Annotated in this window: 20 protein-coding genes and 1 pseudogene; 11 read left to right on the top strand and 10 right to left on the bottom strand. The window is 54.9% G+C overall.

The annotated features are described in order from the left end of the window. Window positions 1-42: 42 nt before the first annotated feature. From tyrS to anmK, 4 genes are all read right to left on the bottom strand, one after another. Complete coding sequence (gene tyrS / locus AOY24_RS11655) at window positions 43-1,317, bottom strand: tyrosine--tRNA ligase (RefSeq protein ID WP_043000795.1); 1,275 nt, start codon at window positions 1,315-1,317, stop codon at window positions 43-45. Window positions 1,318-1,443: 126 nt separating this feature from the next. Continuing rightward, window positions 1,444-2,100 (bottom strand): pyridoxamine 5'-phosphate oxidase, encoded by a 657-nt coding sequence (pdxH, locus tag AOY24_RS11650; protein WP_043000796.1) that lies wholly within the window; start codon window positions 2,098-2,100, stop codon window positions 1,444-1,446. 58 nt (window positions 2,101-2,158) lie between these two features. Continuing rightward, window positions 2,159-2,482, bottom strand: coding sequence for a C-type lysozyme inhibitor (gene mliC / locus AOY24_RS11645; RefSeq protein ID WP_044254665.1), 324 nt, complete (start codon window positions 2,480-2,482; stop codon window positions 2,159-2,161). Between the two features lie 92 nt (window positions 2,483-2,574). Further along, complete coding sequence (gene anmK, locus AOY24_RS11640; protein ID WP_054176667.1) at window positions 2,575-3,696, bottom strand: anhydro-N-acetylmuramic acid kinase; 1,122 nt, start codon at window positions 3,694-3,696, stop codon at window positions 2,575-2,577. Window positions 3,697-3,967: 271 nt separating this feature from the next. Between anmK and slyB the strand changes: the two genes are divergently transcribed. Further along, window positions 3,968-4,435: an outer membrane lipoprotein SlyB gene (gene slyB / locus AOY24_RS11635; RefSeq protein ID WP_043000799.1), complete on the top strand. Its 468-nt coding sequence runs from the start codon at window positions 3,968-3,970 to the stop codon at window positions 4,433-4,435. A 44-nt stretch (window positions 4,436-4,479) separates the two neighbouring features. Here the strand turns inward: slyB and slyA are convergent, their stop codons facing one another. After that, window positions 4,480-4,920 carry a transcriptional regulator SlyA gene (gene slyA, locus AOY24_RS11630; protein WP_080343305.1) on the bottom strand — a complete coding sequence of 147 codons (441 nt, stop codon included), beginning with the start codon at window positions 4,918-4,920 and terminating at the stop codon, window positions 4,480-4,482. A 222-nt stretch (window positions 4,921-5,142) separates the two neighbouring features. Here slyA and AOY24_RS11625 point away from each other — a divergent pair, with 222 nt between their 5' ends. The 3 genes and pseudogenes from AOY24_RS11625 (at window position 5,143) to AOY24_RS11615 (ending at window position 8,286) form a co-directional block, all read left to right on the top strand. Further along, a complete protein-coding gene (locus tag AOY24_RS11625) occupies window positions 5,143-5,352 on the top strand; it encodes a DUF1656 domain-containing protein (protein ID WP_043001939.1) in 210 nt (69 codons plus the stop codon). Between the two features lie 2 nt (window positions 5,353-5,354). Then, window positions 5,355-6,212: an HlyD family secretion protein gene (locus AOY24_RS11620; protein ID WP_054176666.1), complete on the top strand. Its 858-nt coding sequence runs from the start codon at window positions 5,355-5,357 to the stop codon at window positions 6,210-6,212. Beyond that, a pseudogene (locus AOY24_RS11615) lies at window positions 6,213-8,286 on the top strand (FUSC family protein). Here AOY24_RS11615 and sodC read toward each other — a convergent pair. The 3 genes from sodC to AOY24_RS11600 all read right to left on the bottom strand — a co-directional run bounded on the left by sodC (window position 8,229) and on the right by AOY24_RS11600 (window position 10,014). Beyond that, window positions 8,229-8,750, bottom strand: a complete 522-nt coding sequence (sodC, locus tag AOY24_RS11610) for a superoxide dismutase [Cu-Zn] SodC (protein WP_043000802.1) — start codon at window positions 8,748-8,750, stop codon at window positions 8,229-8,231. The pseudogene AOY24_RS11615 and the gene sodC sit on opposite strands and share 58 nt — an antisense overlap. A 78-nt stretch (window positions 8,751-8,828) precedes the next feature. Then, a complete protein-coding gene (locus AOY24_RS11605) occupies window positions 8,829-9,725 on the bottom strand; it encodes an aldo/keto reductase family oxidoreductase (protein WP_043000803.1) in 897 nt (298 codons plus the stop codon). A 49-nt stretch (window positions 9,726-9,774) separates the two neighbouring features. Next, on the bottom strand, window positions 9,775-10,014 hold the full coding sequence (locus AOY24_RS11600; protein ID WP_043000804.1) for a DUF1289 domain-containing protein: 240 nt from the start codon (window positions 10,012-10,014) through the stop codon (window positions 9,775-9,777). A 101-nt stretch (window positions 10,015-10,115) separates the two neighbouring features. Between AOY24_RS11600 and AOY24_RS11595 the strand changes: the two genes are divergently transcribed. The 5 genes from AOY24_RS11595 (at window position 10,116) to AOY24_RS11575 (ending at window position 17,947) form a co-directional block, all read left to right on the top strand. After that, entirely contained in the window at window positions 10,116-10,715 is a 600-nt protein-coding gene (locus AOY24_RS11595; RefSeq protein WP_054176664.1) for a TetR/AcrR family transcriptional regulator, read from the top strand. A 57-nt stretch (window positions 10,716-10,772) separates the two neighbouring features. Continuing rightward, a complete protein-coding gene (locus AOY24_RS11590; protein WP_044265372.1) occupies window positions 10,773-11,870 on the top strand; it encodes an alkene reductase in 1,098 nt (365 codons plus the stop codon). 98 nt (window positions 11,871-11,968) lie between these two features. After that, the gene (gene gloA / locus AOY24_RS11585; protein ID WP_043000807.1) at window positions 11,969-12,376 is read left to right on the top strand and encodes a lactoylglutathione lyase; all 408 of its coding nucleotides are present in this window, start codon (window positions 11,969-11,971) and stop codon (window positions 12,374-12,376) included. A gap of 104 nt (window positions 12,377-12,480) precedes the next feature. Then, a complete protein-coding gene (gene rnt, locus AOY24_RS11580; RefSeq protein ID WP_043000808.1) occupies window positions 12,481-13,128 on the top strand; it encodes a ribonuclease T in 648 nt (215 codons plus the stop codon). A 145-nt stretch (window positions 13,129-13,273) separates the two neighbouring features. Beyond that, window positions 13,274-17,947, top strand: a complete 4,674-nt coding sequence (locus AOY24_RS11575; protein ID WP_054176663.1) for an ATP-dependent helicase — start codon at window positions 13,274-13,276, stop codon at window positions 17,945-17,947. A 65-nt stretch (window positions 17,948-18,012) separates the two neighbouring features. On the opposite strand, the gene grxD is transcribed toward AOY24_RS11575, so the two are convergent. Next, the gene (gene grxD, locus AOY24_RS11570; protein WP_042319226.1) at window positions 18,013-18,360 is read right to left on the bottom strand and encodes a monothiol glutaredoxin 4; all 348 of its coding nucleotides are present in this window, start codon (window positions 18,358-18,360) and stop codon (window positions 18,013-18,015) included. Between the two features lie 335 nt (window positions 18,361-18,695). On the opposite strand from grxD, the gene AOY24_RS11565 reads away from it, so the two are divergent. Then, complete coding sequence (locus AOY24_RS11565) at window positions 18,696-19,529, top strand: C40 family peptidase (RefSeq protein WP_043000810.1); 834 nt, start codon at window positions 18,696-18,698, stop codon at window positions 19,527-19,529. A gap of 126 nt (window positions 19,530-19,655) precedes the next feature. Next, window positions 19,656-20,237: a superoxide dismutase [Fe] gene (sodB, locus tag AOY24_RS11560; RefSeq protein ID WP_043000811.1), complete on the top strand. Its 582-nt coding sequence runs from the start codon at window positions 19,656-19,658 to the stop codon at window positions 20,235-20,237. Between the two features lie 46 nt (window positions 20,238-20,283). Here the strand turns inward: sodB and AOY24_RS11555 are convergent, their stop codons facing one another. After that, window positions 20,284-21,450, bottom strand: coding sequence for an MFS transporter (locus tag AOY24_RS11555; RefSeq protein ID WP_044265379.1), 1,167 nt, complete (start codon window positions 21,448-21,450; stop codon window positions 20,284-20,286). Between the last annotated feature and the right edge of the window lie 86 nt (window positions 21,451-21,536).

Here is a 21,536-nt window from a genome sequence, read left to right as displayed (position 1 = left end):
AAATAAAGGGGCGTGGTTTCCCACGCCCCTGCTAACTTTCGATTACTTCCAGCACACCAGACAGTAATTCTTCTTACCGCGACGCAGCAGCGTGTAGCGGCCGTACAGACGATCGCCTTCGGTGAAGGTGTACTCCGGATCCGACTGCTTCTCGCCGTTAATGGTGATCGCGTTTGACGCAATGGTCTTACGCGCCTGACCACGAGACGGCTGCAGTTCGGAATCCACCAGCGCCTGCATCAGATCTGCGCCTTTTTCCATCTCGACCATTGGCACACCGTCCTGCGCCAGTTGTTCGAAGTCCGCTTCACTCAAATCGCTCAGCGTACCGTTGAACAGGCTCTCGGTGATGCGTTTCGCCGCGATAAGGCCCTCTTCGCCATGCACCAGACGCGTGACCTGCTCGGCCAGCACGTACTGCGCACGCGGCGCTTTACCGCTGTTCTTGTCTTCTTCTTCCAGCGCATTGATCTCTTCAATGTCCATGAAGGTAAAGAACTTCAGGAAGCGATACACGTCGGCGTCCGCCGTGTTGATCCAGAACTGATAGAATTTGTACGGACTGGTTTTCTTCGGATCCAGCCATACTGCGCCGCCTTCGGTTTTGCCGAACTTGGTACCGTCCGCTTTGGTGATCAGCGGAACGGTCAGACCGAAGACCTGATTCTGATGCAGACGACGCGTCAGGTCTATCCCGGAGGTGATGTTACCCCACTGATCGGAACCACCGATTTGCAGTGCCACACCATGCAGTTTATTCAGACAGGCAAAGTCATAACCCTGTAACAGGTTGTAGGAGAACTCAGTGAAGGAGATCCCTTGATCGTCACGGTTCAGACGCTGCTTCACCGCTTCTTTGTTGATCATCTGGTTGACAGAGAAATGCTTACCGATATCGCGCAGGAAGGTCAGCACGTTCATGTTGCCGAACCAGTCATAGTTATTCGCCGCGATAGCGGAGTTGTCGCCGCAGTCGAAATCCAGGAACGGAGCAACCTGTTTACGGATTTTGTCTACCCACTCCTGAACGGTGTCTTCGGTGTTCAGTTTACGCTCGGCGGCTTTAAAGCTCGGGTCGCCAATCAGACCGGTCGCGCCACCGACCAGCGCCACAGGTTTATGACCTGCCTGCTGGAAGCGTTTCAGGCATAACAAGGGAACCAGATGCCCCAAATGCAAGCTGTCAGCGGTAGGATCGAAGCCGCAATAGAGCGCGATCGGGCCTTGCGCCAGTCGCTCTGCTAACGCTTCCTCGTCCGTCACCTGGGCAACCAGCCCCCGCTCTTGCAATTGTTTAATCAAGTTACTGCTTGCCATCAAAATCTCCATGTATAAAACGACTGCACCTTTGCCGGTACACGACTTTTCGCCAGACGCGAAAGCTCTATAGAATAAAGCGCTGGCGCACACAGCGCTAGCGCTTAACGCAACAATTTTCCGGGTTTATGGTGCGAGACGGTCAATTTTCCATGCATCATTTTCACGCTGGTATAAAAAGCGGTCATGCAGTCGGTGCTCACCGCCCTGCCAGAACTCCATCTGTTCTATGCTGACGCGGAATCCGCCCCAGAAACTGGGCAGCGGCACTTCGCCTTGCTGGAATTTCTGTTTTAATTCGAGGAATTTACTTTCGAGGATCCCGCGCGCGGAAATGCGGCTGGACTGTTTCGAGACCCAGGCGCCAATCTGGCTGTCACGCGGACGGCTGTGGAAATACTTCACCACTTCCAGGGTCGATAAGCGTTCGGCTTTACCCGTCACCATCACCTGACGTTCCAGCATATGCCAGGGAAACAGCAGGCTGATGCGGGGATTTTTTTCGATTTGATGCGCTTTACGGCTGCCGAGGTTGGTATAGAACACCAGCCCTCTTTCATCGTAGTGTTTCAGCAACACAATACGCTGATACGGTTGGCCATTTTCGTCAACGGTCGCTACAACCATGGCGGTGGGATCCGCCAGTCTGGCGTCACATGCCTGAGCCAGCCAGCGTTCGAAAAGCGTTAACGGCTCAGCGGGAAGATCGCGGCGGCGCAGACCGCCTTTGGTGTATTCACGGCGCAGATGCGCGATTTGCTGCAATTCGTCGTTATCAGACATGGGGTTCGCTACGGATTGTCAGTGGGTGGCGCTATTGTGCGCCGCCCTGCTGGAAATCTCAACGCTTCGGGTTTTGTAACTGGCAGTTATTCAGCACGATACGGTCACGTTTGTAGACGGTCGCGCCGTCGCCTTTCGACCAGAACACATAGATTCCGTCGGTATAGCGCGCGCCTGACGCCGAAATACCCTGCTTCAGATTAAGCAGTTTGTTGTCATAAACAAAATTCACCTCCTGACGGGTATTATTCAATTTTACCGTCAGCGGTTTTTCATCACACTGGTATTCCAGCGTATCCGTTTGCATGCGTTCAACAAACTGGTTGTAGACGCTACAACCAGAGAGCATAAGCGGAAAACAGATGAGTAGCAGTTTTTTCATAGACGTATCCTGTAGACTTTCCTGGTCCAGGAGGGTGAATTCACCCTCCTAATCTCCACAGTGTAACGGCAGAAGACAAAAGAAAAATTCAGTTAACTCTGAGTTCGTGGGGTGGCGGGAAACACCGCGCCCAGAATGCTTGCTTCAGAGGCGCCGGTCACCGAGGGCAAATTGCCCGGAAGACCAGCCAGCGTGCGCCACGCCAGCCAGGCAAATGCCAACGCTTCCATATCATCGCCGCTGATCCCGGCCTCATCGGTGGTCGTCACTTCCGTTCCCGGCAGCAGTCCCGCCAGTCGGGTCATTAACAAAGGATTACGACTACCGCCGCCGCAGACCATCAGACGTTCACAGCCCCCACTCAGCAACACCTGTTCAGAGATGGTGACCGCCGTCAGCTCCGTCAACGTCGCCTGAACATCGCGCGGCGCAATCCCCGGGAACGCCGTCAGTTGTCGTTCAATCCAGCCGTAGTTGAAGTATTCACGCCCGGTACTTTTCGGTGCCGGTAGCGAGAACCAGGGATCGCTGAGCATCGTTTGTAACAACGGAATAATCACCGTCCCACCGCAGGCCCATTGCGCATCTTTATCATAGGGTTTGCCGCACTGCCGCCAGATCCAGGCATCCATCAGCATATTGCCGGGTCCGGTGTCGTATCCACGCACGGGCTGCCCTGGAATCAGCAGCGACAGATTCGCGATGCCGCCAATATTGAGCACCATTCTCCGCTCGGTCGGATGCGCGAGCAGCGCCTGATGAAATGCAGGTACCAGTGGCGCGCCCTGTCCGCCCAGCGCGATATCACGACGACGGAAATCGCCGACTACCGTGATTCCGGTATGCGCCACAATTTGATTGTTATCGCCGATCTGCAGCGTATGCGGCGCCGCGCCGGTGGGTTCATGCCACACCGTTTGCCCGTGGCAACCGATAGCGATAATGTCTTGCGGACGCAGTTTTTCCTGCGCCAGTAGCGCGTTGACCGCCTCGGCAAACAGTTTGCCCAACCGAACATCCAACTGCCCCAACTGGGAAAGCGTCAGAGATTGCCCCTGGCAAATATCGAGAATCGCCTGTTTAAGGGAAACAGGCATCGGCCAGGTGAGACTCCCCTGTTGGGCCACCATCGTGTCATCTATCGTCGCCAGTACGACATCAACACCATCAAGGCTGGTTCCTGACATCACGCCAATGTAACGGCCCGATTTCATACATGTTCCTTTTTAAGCATGACTTTTTGCCAACACTCCATCATAAACGCGCAGTCAATGCTACGCTTCATTCACGTTTTTCCCGAAAGCACCCTCGCCGCGTTGATTTAATAAATTCACTGAATAGTTCGTTTAAAGTTGGTTAAGCTGCCTGTTATTATGATTTCTGCATCATTCAGACAGAACATGTGACCTTAAACGCGCAAATGCCATATAATTTGACCATGAGGGATGCTTGGGTAGCGTTTCATGGTGAACAGGAGATTTTTAAATGATTAAACGTGTACTGATCGTTTCACTGGCTGGCTTATCTTTAGTGGGTTGTGCCAACACGGATAGCCTTTCAGGCGATGTCTATACCGCTTCTGAAGCGAAGCAGGTTCAGAACGTTACCTACGGGACGATTGTAAACGTGCGTCCGGTAAAAATTCAGGCTGGTGATAATGATAACGTGATCGGCGCCATTGGTGGTGCTGTGCTCGGTGGCTTCCTGGGTAACACTGTGGGTGGTGGTACGGGTCGTTCTTTGGCAACGGCGGCGGGTGCTGTCGCCGGTGGTGTCGCCGGACAAGGCGTGCAGGGTGCGATGAATAAAACGCAGGGTGTTGAACTGGAAATCCGTAAGGATGATGGCAACACCATCATGGTTGTTCAGAAACAAGGTGATACGCGTTTCTCTGCCGGACAGCGTGTCGTACTGGCCAGCAACGGTCGTCAGGTTACCGTTTCTCCGCGCTAAGTGAATTAACGTGTGGTCAGGTCCTGACCACACGTTTCATGACATTAATCGTGCGACTGTAGCTCAATAATATTGTGTTCAAGTCGGGTGATCAGTTTAATCAGCAGGTCAATTTCCTGCGCAGAAATCCCTTCCAGAATTTCACCACGCGTTTTGTTGATAACCGCTTCCATATCAGCAATCAGCGGCTCTGCCTTTTCTGTCAGTTTAATCCGTTTGGCCCGGCGATCGCTGACACAGGTCTGACGCGAAATAAGCCCTTTCTCTTCGAGCTGATCCAGCGTACGTACCAGTGACGGCTGTTCGATGCCAATCGCTTTTGCCAGTTGTATCTGTGATTGATCCGGTGGCAGTTGATGAATATTATGCAGCGTAACCCAGTGCGTCTGCGTCAATTCCAGAGGCTTAAGACGGTGGTCTATCAAAGCACGCCAAATGCGCACCAACCGTGCCAGATCAGAACCTAGTGGCGATTCCAATTTCATCTCCTTATAATTAGCTTGCTAAGATATTATACTGATTTTAGAATAGTGTGCAGCAATTGTATTGCTAAAACAAATGTATTGCTGCATTTGGTTACCGACAGACATATTTTTCAGACATTACGCGAAAAAAGCACGCTTCGTACCAGTTTTTGCTAAACCTGGATAAACGTAGCCTGACGCAAAGGACTATTGCTTGTGACCTCCGCACACAATACAACAGGGATGCCCTTACAGGATTTAGTGATTGGCGCATCTGTTTATTTCCCGCCGCTGTTCAAGGCCTTTGCGCTGGGATTTCTCCTCTGGCTTTTCATCCATCGCCTGCTGCGCGAACGGATTTACTCGGGTGAAATCTGGCATCCTTTATTGATGGATCTGTCAATTTTTGCCCTCTGCGTCTGTTTGGGTCTTCTTTTATTGGTTGCATGGTAATTATGACGCTGAAAACACTGAAATATTTCTCCACCATTGTGGTTGCTACCCTCGCCGTTCTGGCGGGATGGTTTATGTGGAATTATTACATGCAATCCCCGTGGACGCGTGACGGAAAGGTGCGAGCCGAACAGGTCAGCGTTACGCCGCAGGTGTCCGGCGCCATCGTCGATCTCCCGATAAAAGATAACCAGTTCGTCAACGCCGGCGATCTGCTTTTTCGTATCGATAAGACCCCTTTTCATATCGCCGAGCTCAACGCGCAGGCGCAACTGGCTAAAGCACAATCGGAACTGGCGAAAGCCAATAACGAAGCCACTCGCCGTCGTCACTTATCGCAGAATTTTATCTCCGCTGAAGAGCTGGATACCGCCAATCTGAACGTCAAAGCGATGCAGGCAAGCGTAGACGTCGCTCAGGCGACGCTCAGACAGGCGCAGTGGCAACTGGCGCAGACGGATGTCCACGCCCCGGTCTCCGGGTGGATAACCAATCTGTCGACGCGTACCGGTGACTTCGCCACCTCCGGTCAACCGTTGTTTGCCCTGGTGGACAGCCACTCCTTCTATGTGATGGGTTATTTTGAAGAAACCAAGCTGCGTCATATCCGCGAAGGCGCACCTGCCCAGATTACACTTTACAGCGGCAATATTAAGTTACAGGGTCACGTATCCAGCATTGGCCGCGCGATTTACGACCAAAGCGTGGAGAGCGATTCCGGTCTGGTGCCGGATATTAAACCCAACGTGCCCTGGGTGCGTCTGGCGCAGCGCGTTCCGGTGCGTATCGAATTTGACCAGTTTCCACGTGACGTAACGCTCGTTTCCGGCACGACCTGTAGCGTAGCGATCGCCAACTAAATGAAGCGACTGCGCGTGTCTCTGGGCAATACGCCGTGGCTGAAAGCGACGGCCGGGCAGTGGCGCTATGCCCTGCGTAATACCCTCGCGATGTGCCTGGCGCTGACGTTTGCCTACTATCTCAATCTGGATGAACCCTATTGGGCGATGACCTCCGCCGCCGTGGTCAGTTTTCCCACCGTCGGCGGCGTAATCAGTAAAAGTTTCGGGCGCATTGCCGGCAGTCTGCTGGGGGCGACCGCAGCGTTAATTCTTGCCGGGCATACGCTCAACGAACCGTGGCTGTTTTTGTTGAGCATGTCCGCTTGGATTGGTTTCTGTACGTGGGCCTGCGCGCAGTTTACCAACAATGTGGCTTATGCCTTCCAGCTCGCGGGATACACCGCCGCCATTATTGCCTTCCCGATGGTGAACATTGTCGACATCACTCAACTCTGGGATATCGCCCAGGCGCGTGTTTGCGAAGTGATTGTCGGGATCCTCTGCGGCGGCACGATGATGATGATTTTGCCCAGCACCTCCGATGGCACCGCGCTACTGACTGCGCTGAAGAACATGCACGCGCGCCTGTTGGAACACGCCAGCCTGCTGTGGCAACCTGAGTCTACTGACGCCATCCGCTCGGCCCACGAAGGGGTGATCGGGCAGATTTTGACAATGAATTTACTGCGTGTTCAGGCATTCTGGAGCCATTACCGCTTCCGGCGTCAGAATGCGCTGCTGAACGTCCTGCTGCACCATCAACTGCGCCTGACCAGTGTCATCTCGAGCCTGCGCAGAATGTTACTGAACTGGCCGACTCCTCCGGCCCACACACGTGATGTTATTGACCAACTGTTGACAGCACTGGCCCGTTCACAAACTGACACTTATGCCGTCGCGCGGATTATTGCGCCACTCGCCCCCACCGACGTAAGCGACTATCGTCACGTCGCCTTCTGGCAGCGGTTACGTTATTTCTGCCGTCTCTATCTGCGTACCAGCCGTCAGCTACGCGTGATTGAAAATGGCGGGCCGCTTACTACCGTTAACATTCCGCGCGCGCCGGCGCTGGCACGGCATACCGACCACGCAGAAGCCCTCTGGAGCGGCCTGCGCACCTTCGTCACGCTAATGGTGATTGGCACATGGAGCATTGTTTCACAGTGGGAATCGGGATCGGCGGCGCTGACCCTGGCGGCCATCAGCAGCGTGCTTTACTCCGTCGTCGCCACACCTTTTAAATCACTCTCACTGCTGATCCGCACGCTGGTATTGCTCTCGCTGTTCAGTTTCGTGGTCAAGTTCGGGCTGATGGTGCAGATTAGTGACCTGTGGGAGTTCCTGCTGTTTTTGTTCCCCTTGCTGACCACCATGCAATTATTGAAATTGCAGATGCCAAAACTGGCGGGGCTTTGGGGGCAACTGATTGTCTTTATGGGTTCGTTTATCGCCGTGACCAACCCGCCGGTCTATGACTTTGCCGATTTTCTGAATGACAATACGGCGAAGATTGTCGGCGTGGCGTTGTCATGGCTGGCGTTCGCGATTTTGCGTCCCGGTTCGGATGCACGCAAAAGCCGGCGTCATATTCGGGCGCTGCGCCGGAGCTTTGTCGATCAGTTGAGCCGTTATCCGACGTACAGTGAAAATGAGTACGAGTCGCTGACCTATCACCACATCAGTCAGTTAAGCAACAGTCAGGATGCGCTGGCACGCCGTTGGCTGCTACGCTGGGGCGTGGTGTTGCTCAACTGTTCGCACGTCGTCTGGCAACTGCGCGGCTGGGAATCGCGTTCTGACCCGCTGTCGCAGGTCAGGGACATCTGTATTGCTTTACTGCATGATGTGATGAGCGAACGCGGCGTCCAGCAACGACCGCTTGCCGCGACGCTGGCTGAACTCCTGCGGATTTGCCAGACGCTGTCTCACCATCATCAACCCGCCGCGCAAGAACTGGCGGCGATCGTCTGGCGACTGTATTGTTCGCTTTCCCAACTGGAACAAGCGCCGCCAGAAGGGTCGCTGACGTCCTGATTATTTGATCACGCCACAAGCGAAACGCGCCCCACCACCGCCCAGGGGTTTGGGCTGATCGGACATATTATCGCCACCGACGTGGATCATCAGCGCTTTGTCTTTGATGTCGTTAAGAGATTTCAGGCGCGTTGCCGTGACAGGAACAATGGCTTTACCTTCGTCATTCACCACCAGCACGGGCAAATCGCCCAGGTGCCCTTCGCCATCCGGTCCGGCGTGTTTACCGGTTTTGTGCGGGTCAAAATGTCCCCCCGCAGACTCAGCAGCAGACGCTTTACCGTCTTTAATGGCAGGCTGACAGCTGCCGTTGGCATGGATATGAAAACCATGTTCTCCCGGCGGCAACGCTTTCAGATCCGGTGTAAACTCCAGTCCGTTCTCGGTTTCCGCAATGGTGACTTCCCCGATGGACTGCCCGACACCTTGCGGGGTAACCAGATTCATCTCCACTGTTTCACTGGCGGCTTGCGCCCCCGCACAGGCTAACAGGGTTAACACAGCCAGACTCAATCGCTTCATGGGACCTCCGTTCTGTATGTATGTCGGTTAAGTGTAAACCAGTGACGCGATTTTGAACGGAGATCCTCGATTTTACGTTTACGGGACGTCGTAACCCAGTGCAGCTTTACGGATACGGAACCACTGCTGACGACTCATTTTCAGAGACTCGGCTTTCACTGCCGCACGTACACGCTCGATTTTTCCGGAGCCTATGATCGGCAGCGGCTGCGACGGCAGACGCAGTATCCAGGCGTAAACCACCTGCTCAATAGAAGAGGCATTCAGTTCTTGCGCAATGACCGCCAGTTCGTTACGCAGCGGCTGGAACGCATCGTCATTAAAGAGACGTCCGCCACCAAGGCAGGACCAGGCCATTGGGCGAATACGCAGTTGCTGAAGCTGATCGAGGGTGCCGTCTAACAGCAGCGGTTGGTGAACCGGAGAGATCTCCACCTGGTTGGTCGCCAGCGTGAACGGAAGGCGCGATTGCAGCAGCGTAAACTGCGCCGGGGTGAAGTTGGAGACGCCGAAGTGACGCACTTTTCCACTCTGATGCAGATGTTTGAAGGCTTCGGCGACCTCATCGGCATCCATCAGCGGGTCCGGGCGGTGGATCAGCAGCAGATCCAGATGGTCGGTCGCCAGATTGATCAACGACTGTTCCGCACTTTTCACAATATGATCGCGGTCGGTGATGTAGTGGCCGAGCGCGTTTTCCGCACGGGCGGTGGTGGCGATCCCGCATTTGGTGACGATCTGCATCCGCTCACGCAGATGAGGAGCCAGTTTCAGCGCTTCGCCAAAGGCGGCCTCGCACAGATAACCCCCGTAAATATCCGCATGGTCCACGGTCGTGACACCTAAATCCAGGTGCTCTTCAATAAAGCTCACCAGCTCCCGGGGGGACATATTCCAGTCCATCAGTCGCCAGTATCCCATGACAAAGCGGGAGAATTCCGGGCCTTGTGGCGCAAGAGTAATACGCTGAACCATAACTGCTTCCTCGTGAAGTAAATTACAGCGAGTATATACAATTAGTGGCTTAAAAGAGTGAAGGCTGTTGAGGTTCTTCTGGCGCGGCGGGTTTATTTGCGCGTAATTTACGCAGCAGACGCTGGCGGCATAACCGCAGCACATCTTGTTTTTGTGCGTCGCTCATTTTTTGCCAGTTGAACCGCTCATCCCGACTGCGCAGGCACCCCCGGCAAAAACCGCGTTCATCTGACTGGCAAATTCCCCGACATGGGCTCTGAACGGGGAAAAACTCTAACTGCTCTGCCACGCCCTTTCCTCTTCATTAGGTCTTCACTCTATTGAAGACGTAAACACGATTTCTGGCAACCTGTCTTGCATTAGACCGACTGGTCTATTACACTCCCTGCCATGAACAAGCAAACTGAGTACGATACCCGCGAACACTTACTGGCTACCGGTGAGCATCTTTGCATGCAGCGAGGCTTTACCGGTATGGGACTGAGCGAGTTGCTCAAAACCGCCGGGGTGCCGAAAGGATCGTTTTATCACTACTTTCGCTCTAAAGAAGCCTTTGGCGTCGCCATGCTGGAACGGCATTTTGCCGGTTATCATCAGCGGCTGACGGTGCATTTTGACACGGGTCCAGGCAATTACCGCGATCGCATTCTGGCTTATTATCAGGAAACCCTGAATCAGTTTTGCCAGCAAGGAATCATCAGCGGCTGCCTGACGGTTAAACTCTCCGCCGAAGTGTGCGACCTGTCGGAAGATATGCGCACCGCAATGGACCAGGGGGCCGGGAAAATTATGGTCATCCTGGCGCAGGCGCTGGAAAAAGGACGTGATAGTCATTGTTTGACGTTTGCAGGAGAACCACTGCAGCAGGCGCAAATCCTTTATGCGCTGTGGCTGGGAGCGAATCTGCAGGCCAAAATTTCTCGCAGTGCCACCCCGCTGGAAAACGCGTTGGCGCACGTGAAAAATATCATCGAAACGCCTGGTGCTTAACAGGCGTTTTATTTAACTGCTTACTAGACGACCGGTCTATTCATAACGGAAAACATTATGTCATCAGATAAACTGTTTACCCCACTGAAAGTGGGCGCGATCACCGCACCAAACCGTATTTTCATGGCCCCGCTGACGCGTCTGCGCAGCATTGAGCCTGGCGACATCCCGACTCCGTTAATGGCCGAGTATTATCGCCAACGCGCCAGCGCGGGTCTGATCATCAGCGAAGCGACGCAGATTTCCGCACAGGCGAAGGGTTATGCCGGCGCGCCGGGCCTGCACAGTGATGAGCAGATCGCCGCATGGAAGAAAATCACCGCCGGTGTTCATGCTGAAAACGGCCACATCGCCGTTCAGTTATGGCACACAGGCCGTATTTCTCACGCCAGCCTGCAACCGGGTGGACAGCCGCCGGTATCCGCATCCGCTATCAGCGCCGGGACCCGTACTTCCCTGCGTGATGAAAATGGTCAGGCTATCCGAGTGGATACCTCTATGCCACGCGCGCTGGAAACCGATGAAATCCCGGGAATCGTCAATGATTTCCGCCAGGCTATCGCCAATGCGCGTGAAGCCGGTTTCGATCTGGTTGAACTGCACTCCGCTCACGGTTATCTACTGCATCAGTTCCTTTCCCCTTCTTCTAACCATCGTACCGATCAGTACGGCGGTAGCGTGGAGAATCGCGCGCGCCTGGTGCTGGAAGTGGTCGATGCCGGTATTAAGGAATGGGGTGCGGACCGTATCGGGATTCGCGTTTCGCCTGTTGGCACCTTCCAGAATGTCGACAATGGTCCGAACGAAGAAGCCGATGCGCTGTATCTGATTGAAGAACTGGGTAAACGCGGCATCGCCTATCTGCACATGTCTGAACCAGACTGGGCTGGCGGCAAGCCGTATACCGACGCGTTCCGCGAAAAAGTACGCGCTCGTTTCCACGGTCCGATTATCGGTGCCGGCGCCTATACGCGTGAAAAAGCAGAGACCTTAATTGAGAAGGGTCTGATCGATGCCGTCGCGTTTGGTCGTGATTACATCGCTAACCCGGATCTGGTGGCGCGTCTGCAACGTAAAGCTGAACTCAACCCGCAACGCAGTGAAAGTTTCTACGGCGGCGGTGCGGAAGGCTACACCGATTACCCGACGCTCTAATTCCCTCCATCGCATTCCTTCATTGATAGCGGCGTAAAAACGCCGCTATACTAAAACAACATTTTGAATGTATTGACCATTTTTTAAGGGGACAAAACATGCGTTTACTTCATACGATGCTGCGCGTTGGCGATCTTCAACGTTCTATTGATTTTTACACTAAAGTGCTCGGCATGAAGCTGCTGCGCACCAGTGAAAACACTGAATACAAATACTCACTGGCATTTGTCGGTTACGGCGAAGAAAGTGACGAAGCGGTGATTGAACTGACCTATAACTGGGGCGTTGACAAATACGAGCTGGGTACGGCTTATGGTCATATCGCCCTGAGCGTCGATAACGCGGCTGAAGCCTGTGAGCGCATTCGTCAGAATGGCGGTAACGTCACTCGTGAAGCTGGTCCGGTTAAAGGCGGCACGACCGTGATCGCTTTTGTTGAAGATCCGGACGGTTACAAAATCGAGCTGATCGAAGAGAAGGACGCCGGGAAAGGACTCGGTAACTGATTCCTGCCGGGCGCAGTGGCTTTCTGCGCCCGTTGTTTTACTGCATCACTCCGCTTTTTTTGGCATAATGCGCGCTGCAATTTTTTCCGTACTAAGAGACCCTGATGTCCGATAACGCTCAACTTACCGGTCTGTGCGACCGTTTTCGTGGTTTCTATCCTGTCGTCATTGATGTTGAAACGGCCGGATTTAACGCCAGAACCGATGCGCTGCTTGAAATAGCTGCCATCACGCTGAAAATGGATGAACAAGGCTGGCTGATGCCGGACAGCACGCTGCAATTCCACGTAGAACCGTTTGAAGGCGCAAATTTGCAGCCTGAAGCACTGGCGTTTAACGGTATCGATCCATCCAACCCGCTGCGTGGCGCGGTGAGTGAATATGACGCCCTGCACGCCATTTTCAAAATGGTCCGCAAAGGCATTAAAGACAGCGGTTGCAGTCGCGCCATTATGGTCGCCCATAATGCAACGTTCGATCATAGCTTTATGATGGCTGCCGCTGAGCGTGCGTCGCTCAAACGCAACCCGTTCCATCCGTTCGTGACGTTTGATACTGCCGCCCTGAGCGGACTGGCTCTGGGACAAACGGTGCTCTCCAAAGCGTGTCTGGCGGCTGGCATGGAGTTTGACGGTACCCAGGCGCACTCAGCGCTGTACGATACCGAGCGCACCGCCGTGCTGTTTTGTGAAATTGTTAACCGCTGGAAGCGTCTCGGCGGCTGGCCGTTACCTCTGCCCGAAGAAGCCTGATTTGGTGACCTGATAACGTCGGTTATCAGGTCGCTCCCCCTTTCACTCATACTGTATATTTGACCAGTATCAATACACCCTGCGCATTTCCCGCTATTCTGTAAAAAGGTCTTGATTCGCCAACATCGCAAAAGGGACAGGGAACATGTCAGCAAAAAATGCGCCGCCTCCGCTGCCGGATATTTTCTCACCGGCAACCCGCGACTGGTTTACCTCGGCATTTCAGCATCCTACGCCGGTGCAGTCGCAAACGTGGGCCGTGACCGCCGCGAATCAGCACGCGCTGGTGATCGCCCCGACCGGTTCGGGGAAAACCCTTGCCGCGTTTCTCTATGCCCTGGATAGCCTGTTTCGTGAAGGCGAGGCAGCGCACGCCACCTCCTCCTCCGGCAAAGAAAAGAAAGTCACCCGAATCCTCTATATTTCCCCGATAAAAGCCCTGGGTACGGATGTCCAGCGCAACCTGCAAATTCCCCTGCTGGGGATTAGCGAAGAACGGAAGAAATCCGGCGCGCCAGAGGTGGCTATTCGGGTTGGGATCCGCACCGGCGATACATCGCCTCAGGAGCGTGCGAAGCTGAGTCGTCATCCGCCCGATATTCTGATCACCACGCCGGAGTCGCTTTATCTGATGCTCACCTCCCGCGCCAGAGAGACGCTGCGCGGCGTTGAAACGGTGATCGTCGATGAAGTACATGCGGTAGCAGGCACAAAACGCGGCGCGCATCTTGCGCTGAGTCTCGAACGTCTGGATGCGCTTCTGGCAACGTCGGCGCAGCGCATTGGTTTGTCGGCGACCGTGCGTTCGGTTACAGCCGTTGCCGCTTTTCTGGGCGGCGATCGTCCGGTTACCGTTATCAATCCGCCTTCTACCCGTCACCCGGATATCCACATCGTCGCTCCAGCCGCCAATCTTGATGAGGTCTTAGCGGACAATAGCGACAGCGGCGAGGCCATTCACAAGGGGCGAGAAGGTTCCATCTGGCCGCGCATTGAAGCCGGTATTCTCGATCAAATCCTTAGCCATCGTTCCACCATTGTTTTCACCAACTCGCGTGGGCTGGCGGAAAAGCTGACGGCCCGCCTGAACGAGCTGTATCTCTCGCGACGACAAGCGTTGCCCCAACCGCAGGCAGAGCTGGTGCACTTTGACTCGCTAACCGGGTCCACCAGTAACCGGGCGCAGGACGCCGCAGAATACATTGCCCGTTCGCATCATGGTTCGGTGTCCAAAGAACAGCGTGCCGTCACCGAACATGCGCTGAAATCCGGCGAACTTCGCTGCGTGGTGGCGACCTCCAGTCTGGAACTGGGGATCGACATGGGGGCGGTTGATCTGGTGATTCAGGTGGCGACGCCCCTTTCTGTCGCCAGCGGCCTGCAGCGCATCGGGCGCGCCAGTCACCAGGTCGGCGGGGTATCAAAGGGGCTGTTCTACCCCAGAACCCGTCGGGATCTGATTGACTCTGCCGTCATCGTCGAGTGTATGTACGCCGGACAACTGGAAACGCTGACGCCGCCACGCAACCCGCTGGATATTCTGGCGCAGCAAACCGTTGCTGCCGTATCAATGGATCCACTCAATGTTGATGACTGGTATGCCCTCGTCCGCCGGGCTTCACCGTGGCAGGATTTGCCGAGAAGCGCATTTGACGCCACGCTGGATATGCTGGCAGGGCGCTATCCCTCCGGCGATTTTGCCGTCTTCCGACCGCGCATAATCTGGAACCGCGAAACCGGGTTATTAACGGCCCGTCCTGGCGCGCAGCTTCTGGCGGTAACCAGCGGCGGTACCATTCCGGACCGCGGCACGTTCAGCGTGCTGCTTCCCGAAGGGGATGAACAAGCCGGATCGCGTCGCGTAGGCGAGCTGGATGAAGAAATGGTGTACGAATCACGCGTCAACGACATCATCACGCTGGGTGCTACCTCGTGGCGAATTCAACAAATCACCCGCGATCAGGTTATCGTTGTCCCCGCGCCCGGACGCTCGGCCAGACTGCCGTTCTGGCGCGGCGAAGGCGTCGGGCGCCCGGCGGAACTGGGAGAACGCATTGGTGATTTTATCCATACCATGTCCGATGACAACGCAGAACGCCGGCTCTCACCCCGACTGCGCGTTGACAATGTTCTGTCGAATATCAAAGGGTTAATTGACGATCAAAAAAATGCCACGGGCGTGCTCCCCTGGAGTCGTCATCTGGTGCTTGAGCGCTGTCGCGATGAAATGGGTGACTGGCGGGTTATTCTGCATTCCCCTTATGGTCGTCGGGTACACGCGCCCTGGGCGCTGGCGATTGCCGGACGCCTCCATGCGCAGTGGGGGGCTGACGCGTCGATTGTTGCCAGTGATGATGGGATTGTCGCGCGCATACCGGACAGCGACGGGAAACTGCCCGATGCCGCTATTTTCCTGTTTGAACCGGAAAAACTGCTGCGCATTGTCCGGGAGGCCGTCAGCAGTACGGCGCTGTTTGCTGCCCGCTTCAGAGAATGCGCCGCCCGCGCCCTGCTGATGCCGGGCCGCACGCCAGGGCGTCGTTCGCCGCTCTGGCAGCAACGCCTGCGCGCCAGTCAGCTTCTGGAAATCGCGGCGGGCTATCCTGATTTCCCCATTATTCTGGAAACAGCTCGTGAGTGCCTGCAGGACGTTTACGATCTCGACGCACTTGAGCAGGTCATACGCCGGTTGAACACCGGCGAGATCCAGATGTCTGAAGTGACCACGCCAACCCCCTCACCCTTCGCCACCGATCTACTCTTCGGCTACGTCGCGGAATTTATGTACGCCACCGACGCGCCGTTGGCGGAACGTCGGGCTTCGGTACTGGCGCTGGACAGCGAACTGCTGGGCAACCTGTTAGGCCAGGGCGATCCACTGGAGTTGCTTGACCCGGAAATTATCCGCCAGGTTGAAGATGAACTTCAGCGGCGGGCGGCGGGCAGGAAAGCCCAGGGGATGGAAGGCGTTTACGATTTACTGCGCGAACTGGGACCAATGAGCGTCGACGAAATTGCCGCCAGACACGAAGGAACGCTCGCTGACATCAGGACGTGGCTTGATGAGCTGTCCGCTGAAAAACGTATCTTCCCGGTCGTTATCGCGGACACGGCGCAGATGGCCTGCACGGACGATGCAGCCAGACTTCGTGACGCGCTGGGTATTCGCCTGCCTGCGACGATTTCACCGGCGTGGCTGCATCCGGTGAACGCGCCGCTGCGCGATCTTTTCCTGCGCTTCAGCCGTACCCACACGTTGTTTACTCGCACCCAGATTGCGCAGACGTTCGGGGTGGGGGTAGCCGTCGCCGGCGATCAACTGCGTCAATTGCGCTATGACGGTGTCCTCATTCCGTTGCGTGCCGGTACATCTTCCACACCTGACGAAGCGTCAACGTGGGTGAATGAGGACGTATTTCATCGTCTTCGCATCCGCTCGCTGCATGCGGCAAGAGAGGCAACCCGTCCGGTTCCGGCAACGAGCTACACCCGACTGTTGCTGGAGCGTCAGGGACTTATTTCATCCGCCGACGGCAGCCCTGCGCGCCTACCGCCCTCCTCCACGGGTACGCTGGAAGGAAGTGACGGCGTCACGCGTGTTATTGAACAACTGGCCGGAGTCGGCCTGCCTGCCTCGTTGTGGGAAAGCCAGATTTTCCCTGCTCGTGTCCGCGATTATTCACCGGATATGCTCGATGAGTTGCTGGCGACGGGTGAAGTCATCTGGTCAGGACAAAAAAAACTGGGCGACGATGATGGACGGGTGGTACTGCATTTACGGGATTACCTGGCAGAAACGCTTTCCCCGCCATCCGGTGACAGCGAGGCGCTTTCAGACTTACAGCGCGCAATTTTGGACGTTCTTTCTGGTGGTGGCGCATGGTTTGCGCAGCAACTTAGCGCGTTGATTCAGACGCGTGCGGCAGACGCTGGCGGTGACGAATGGTTAACGCCAGCCACGCTGCATGAGGCACTTTGGGGTCTGGTCTGGCAAGGGTATATCACGACCGATATCTGGGCTCCGCTGCGTGGCCTGTCGCGTACTGTCGCCGCATCGCGCCAGCCGTCACGACGTTCGCCGCGTATGCGTCGTGGACGCCCGGCTTATGCCGCGCCGCGCCTCTCGTCCATCGCTGTACCGGTTTCTTACACCACGCCTGCGCTGGCCGGTCGCTGGTCGCTGCTGCCGCGAGAGACGTTGAATGATACTGAAAGGATGCTGGCCTGTGCCGAGAATATGCTCGATCGCTACGGCGTAATTGGTCGCCAGGCCGTGATTGCCGAGAATGTGCCTGGCGGCTTTCCCGCCATGCAGACGCTGTGCCGAAGCATGGAAGATTCTGGGCGAATTCTGCGTGGGCGGTTCGTGGAGGGAATGGGCGGCGCGCAGTTTGCCGAGCGGGACACTGTCGATCGTCTGCGCGATCTGACGCCGTCGACGTCTGAACAACAGGCGTTTACGGCGGTGGCGCTATCTGCGAACGATCCCGCTAATCCCTGGGGAACGCTACTACCGTGGCCGACGCATCCGTCATCTCTGGTCCCCGGGCGGCGTAACGGCGCGTTTGTCGTGATTTCCGCTGGACAGTTGCGGCTGTACCTTGCTCAGGGAGGAAAAAAGATGATGATCTGGACAGAAAATGAGGAAATGCCTTCGCCGGAGATTTTCAGGGCGCTGGCGAGCGCCTTACGCCGTGAACCGCGACTGCGTTTCACACTGTCGGAAGTTAACGATAAACCGGTACGGCAACCCCCTATCTTTACCCTGCTACGGGAAGTCGGGTTTTCCAGTTCGCCGCAGGGGCTGGACTGGGGATAGGAAGCGCAGAAATGAAAAGGAGCTTAACCTGAGTCAGGAAAAGCTCCCCTTTAACCGTCTACTGATTACTCAGCGTCTGATTCTTCAGATTTGTATTTTGCAGCGGTCTCTTTGATCAACTGCTGCAGTTCGCCGCGCTGGTACATTTCGATCAAAATGTCGCAGCCGCCAACCAGTTCACCATCAACCCACAGCTGTGGGAAGGTCGGCCAGTTTGCATATTTTGGCAGTTCTGCGCGAATATCCGGGTTTTGCAGAATATCCACATAGGCAAAACGCTCACCACAGGCGGAAAGTGCCTGCACAGCCTGGGCGGAGAAGCCGCAGCTTGGCAGTTTTGGAGAACCTTTCATATACAGGAGAATCGGGTTTTCAGCGATCTGGCGCTGGATTTTTTCGATAGTGGTGCTCATTGTCTTGCTTCCTTAACTTCTTTTACGGCAGTCGACTGACATTGTAGCGTTTCAGAGCGACATCGGAAAATAACATTTTCATTACGCTTTACTATTTTATCGTCTGAACGCATAAGTTGCATTCCCAATAATAGTTTCCTCAGTGCCTGTGTCGAAAGTGTGCGCTAAATAAGCAGATTTAGCTTTGGCTGCTGTTTTTTTTTGCACTCAATAGCGAAACCGTATTTTTAACAATAAAAGCTATTAACTTTATTCGTTTCTATAGATTAGAATCATCAGGTTTTGTAAATCACACGCAGGTATGATTGCGACCTGCCTTAACAGAGGAATGCTCAGTGGCGCGGATAAACCGACTTTCCCTCACGCTCTGTGCTTTGCTATTTACAACGATTCCCTTTATGCCGATGGCACATGCGTCCAAGCAAGCCAGGGATACGGCTGGTCTTACGGATAGTAAGAAAACCAGCAACAAAAAGAAAAGTACGGCAACAGCAAAAAAAACGAATAAAACCAATCAAAAAACCGCCAGGAAAACGACCAGCAAAACCAGCACGAAAACCGCCTCTTCTTCTAAGAAAAAAATCACCGCCTCTGCCAAAACCAGCAAAACAGCCAGTCGCAAAAGTAAAACCGTCGCTGCGAAAAAGACAGCCGCTGTCAGCTGGAGTGAAAAGTGCACCCCGCGTAAAGGACACAAGCCGACGTGTGTGAAAGTGAAGAACACGGCGTCAGGAAAGATTGCGGATGCCCATAAAGTGAAAGTGCAAAAAGCGACCAGCACGGCGATGAACAAATTAATGAGTCAGATTGGCAAGCCGTACCGCTGGGGTGGTACGTCTCCGCGCACCGGTTTCGATTGCAGCGGTCTGGTTTATTACGCTTATAAAGATCTGGTTAAATTCCGTATTCCGCGCACAGCAAATGAAATGTATCACCTGCGTGATGCCGCACCGATTGATCGTGGGGAATTGAAAAATGGCGATCTGGTGTTCTTCCGCACTCAGGGACGTGGTACTGCCGATCACGTCGGCGTTTATGTCGGCAACGGCAAATTTATTCAGTCACCGCGCAGCGGTCAGGAAATCCAGATCACATCGCTCAGCGAAGATTACTGGCAACGCCACTATGTCGGCGCTCGCCGGGTCATGACGCCCAAAACCATTCGTTAAAACTTTACCCTGTTGTTAACGCAACAGGGTAAGTTCATCTTTTGTCTCACCTTTCAATTTGCTACCCTATCCTTACGCACAATAAGGTTATTGCGCGAAATACTATTAATAATAAGGAGAGAAGCAATGTCGTTCGAATTACCTGCACTACCGTATGCCAAAGATGCGCTTGCGCCGCACATTTCCGCCGAGACGCTGGAATATCACTATGGCAAACACCATCAGACCTATGTCACCAACCTGAACAACCTGATCAAAGGCACCGCCTTTGAAGGGAAATCACTGGAAGAGATCGTACGCAGTTCGGAAGGCGGCGTGTTCAATAACGCTGCTCAGGTCTGGAACCACACGTTCTACTGGAACTGCCTGGCACCGAATGCTGGTGGCGAGCCAACCGGCGAACTGGCTGACGCGATTACCGCCTCTTTCGGCAGCTTTGCCGAGTTCAAAGCGCAATTTACCGACGCGGCGATCAAAAACTTCGGCTCTGGCTGGACCTGGCTGGTTAAAGGAAAAGAGGGCAAGCTGGCTATCGTTTCCACCTCCAACGCTGGCACGCCGTTGACCACCGACGCCACGCCGTTGATGACCGTCGACGTATGGGAACATGCGTACTACATTGACTACCGCAATGCGCGTCCTGGCTACCTTGAACACTTCTGGGCGCTGGTAAACTGGGAGTTTGTAGCGAAGAACTTCGCCGCGTAAAAAAGATAACGCAGAAGGGAATCCCTTCTGCGTTTTTGTCCTGCCATTAACTGGCGACGCACACCTGTTCAGGTTGTTTTCTCGCCGAGATAAACACCAGCAACAGCGCCATACCCGCCACAATCGCCCCCATCACAGGAACAAAGCTGTAGCCTAATCCACCTGAAATGACGGCCCCGCCAGCCGCAGCGCCCAGCGCATTTCCAAGGTTAAACGCGCCAATGTTCACGGAAGATGAGAGACCCGGCGCTTCATGAGCCACACGCATGACGCGCATTTGTAACGGAGGGACGACCGCAAAGGTTGCCGCCCCCCAGACCACCATGCTGACCGCCGCGCCCAGTTCATTCTGCGCCAGGAAAGGGATCGCCAGCATAATTACCATCAGCAGCAGCAAAAAGCCCTTCAGCGTGCCGTTAACCGAGCGATCGGCCAGTTTCCCTCCGAGGTAGTTGCCAATGGAGAAGCCCACACCGATCAGAACCAGCATCCCGGTCACAAAGGCCGGTGTCGCATGGGTGATGCTTTGCAGAACAGGCGAAATATAGGTATAGAGCGTGAACATGGCGCCCGCTCCCAGTACGGTAGTCAGTAGCGCGGAGAGCACCTGAGGACGCATCAGCACCGCCAGCTCTTTTTTCACTTCCGGGCGCGCCCCGGCACCGCCTTTTGGCAATGATAAGAAGAGACTCAACATCGAGATAACCCCCAGCCCCGCTGTCGCCATAAACGACATTCGCCAGCCGATGGTTTCACCCAGCCAGGTCGCCGCCGGCACACCGCCGATATTGGCGATGGTCAGCCCCATAAACATGGTCGCAACGGCGCTCGCCTGTTTGTGCTTCGGCACCACGCTTGCCGCCACCACCGAGCCCAGGCCGAAGAATGCGCCGTGGTTAAGGCTGGTTAAAATACGTGACAACATCAGCGTGGTGTAATCCGGTGAAATCGCCGAGAGCACGTTACCGAGCGTAAAGATAGCCATCAGAAAAATGAGCGCATTACGGCGTCCGCGATGTGACAGCAACAGCGTCATCAACGGCGCGCCGACCATCACGCCAACCGCATAGGCACTAATCAGCATACCTGCCGCGGGAATAGACACATCAACGCCACGCGCGATGACGGGCAGCAGACCCATTGGCGAGAATTCGGTGGTACCGATGCCAAACGCACCAATGGCCAGCGCCAGTAACGGATAATTGATTTTCATGCAGTGATGACTCCGGCTCTTCGCGACAGGGCGCGATGCTTAACAAAGAGTCAAAAGCATGACATCAATCACAAAAAAAGAGAAGT

The sequence above is a fragment of the Citrobacter sp. CtB7.12 genome (assembly GCF_001297795.1).
Classification (GTDB): domain Bacteria; phylum Pseudomonadota; class Gammaproteobacteria; order Enterobacterales; family Enterobacteriaceae; genus Citrobacter_A; species Citrobacter_A amalonaticus.
This window is presented reverse-complemented; position numbering and strand designations above follow the sequence as displayed.

Excerpts from the sequence above, each read along its gene's own strand:
- AOY24_RS11620 (WP_054176666.1), top strand. The coding sequence starts at position 5,355 with ATGACGCTGAAAACACTGAAATATTTCTCCACCATTGTGGTTGCTACC.
- anmK (WP_054176667.1), bottom strand. The coding sequence starts at position 3,696 with ATGAAATCGGGCCGTTACATTGGCGTGATGTCAGGAACCAGCCTTGAT.
- tyrS (WP_043000795.1), bottom strand. The coding sequence starts at position 1,317 with ATGGCAAGCAGTAACTTGATTAAACAATTGCAAGAGCGGGGGCTGGTT.
- sodC (WP_043000802.1), bottom strand. The coding sequence starts at position 8,750 with ATGAAGCGATTGAGTCTGGCTGTGTTAACCCTGTTAGCCTGTGCGGGG.
- pdxH (WP_043000796.1), bottom strand. The coding sequence starts at position 2,100 with ATGTCTGATAACGACGAATTGCAGCAAATCGCGCATCTGCGCCGTGAA.
- grxD (WP_042319226.1), bottom strand. The coding sequence starts at position 18,360 with ATGAGCACCACTATCGAAAAAATCCAGCGCCAGATCGCTGAAAACCCG.
- sodB (WP_043000811.1), top strand. The coding sequence starts at position 19,656 with ATGTCGTTCGAATTACCTGCACTACCGTATGCCAAAGATGCGCTTGCG.
- rnt (WP_043000808.1), top strand. The coding sequence starts at position 12,481 with ATGTCCGATAACGCTCAACTTACCGGTCTGTGCGACCGTTTTCGTGGT.
- slyB (WP_043000799.1), top strand. The coding sequence starts at position 3,968 with ATGATTAAACGTGTACTGATCGTTTCACTGGCTGGCTTATCTTTAGTG.
- AOY24_RS11605 (WP_043000803.1), bottom strand. The coding sequence starts at position 9,725 with ATGGTTCAGCGTATTACTCTTGCGCCACAAGGCCCGGAATTCTCCCGC.
- AOY24_RS11595 (WP_054176664.1), top strand. The coding sequence starts at position 10,116 with ATGAACAAGCAAACTGAGTACGATACCCGCGAACACTTACTGGCTACC.
- AOY24_RS11555 (WP_044265379.1), bottom strand. The coding sequence starts at position 21,450 with ATGAAAATCAATTATCCGTTACTGGCGCTGGCCATTGGTGCGTTTGGC.
- AOY24_RS11625 (WP_043001939.1), top strand. The coding sequence starts at position 5,143 with ATGCCCTTACAGGATTTAGTGATTGGCGCATCTGTTTATTTCCCGCCG.
- slyA (WP_080343305.1), bottom strand. The coding sequence starts at position 4,920 with ATGAAATTGGAATCGCCACTAGGTTCTGATCTGGCACGGTTGGTGCGC.
- gloA (WP_043000807.1), top strand. The coding sequence starts at position 11,969 with ATGCGTTTACTTCATACGATGCTGCGCGTTGGCGATCTTCAACGTTCT.
- mliC (WP_044254665.1), bottom strand. The coding sequence starts at position 2,482 with ATGAAAAAACTGCTACTCATCTGTTTTCCGCTTATGCTCTCTGGTTGT.
- AOY24_RS11575 (WP_054176663.1), top strand. The coding sequence starts at position 13,274 with ATGTCAGCAAAAAATGCGCCGCCTCCGCTGCCGGATATTTTCTCACCG.
- AOY24_RS11590 (WP_044265372.1), top strand. The coding sequence starts at position 10,773 with ATGTCATCAGATAAACTGTTTACCCCACTGAAAGTGGGCGCGATCACC.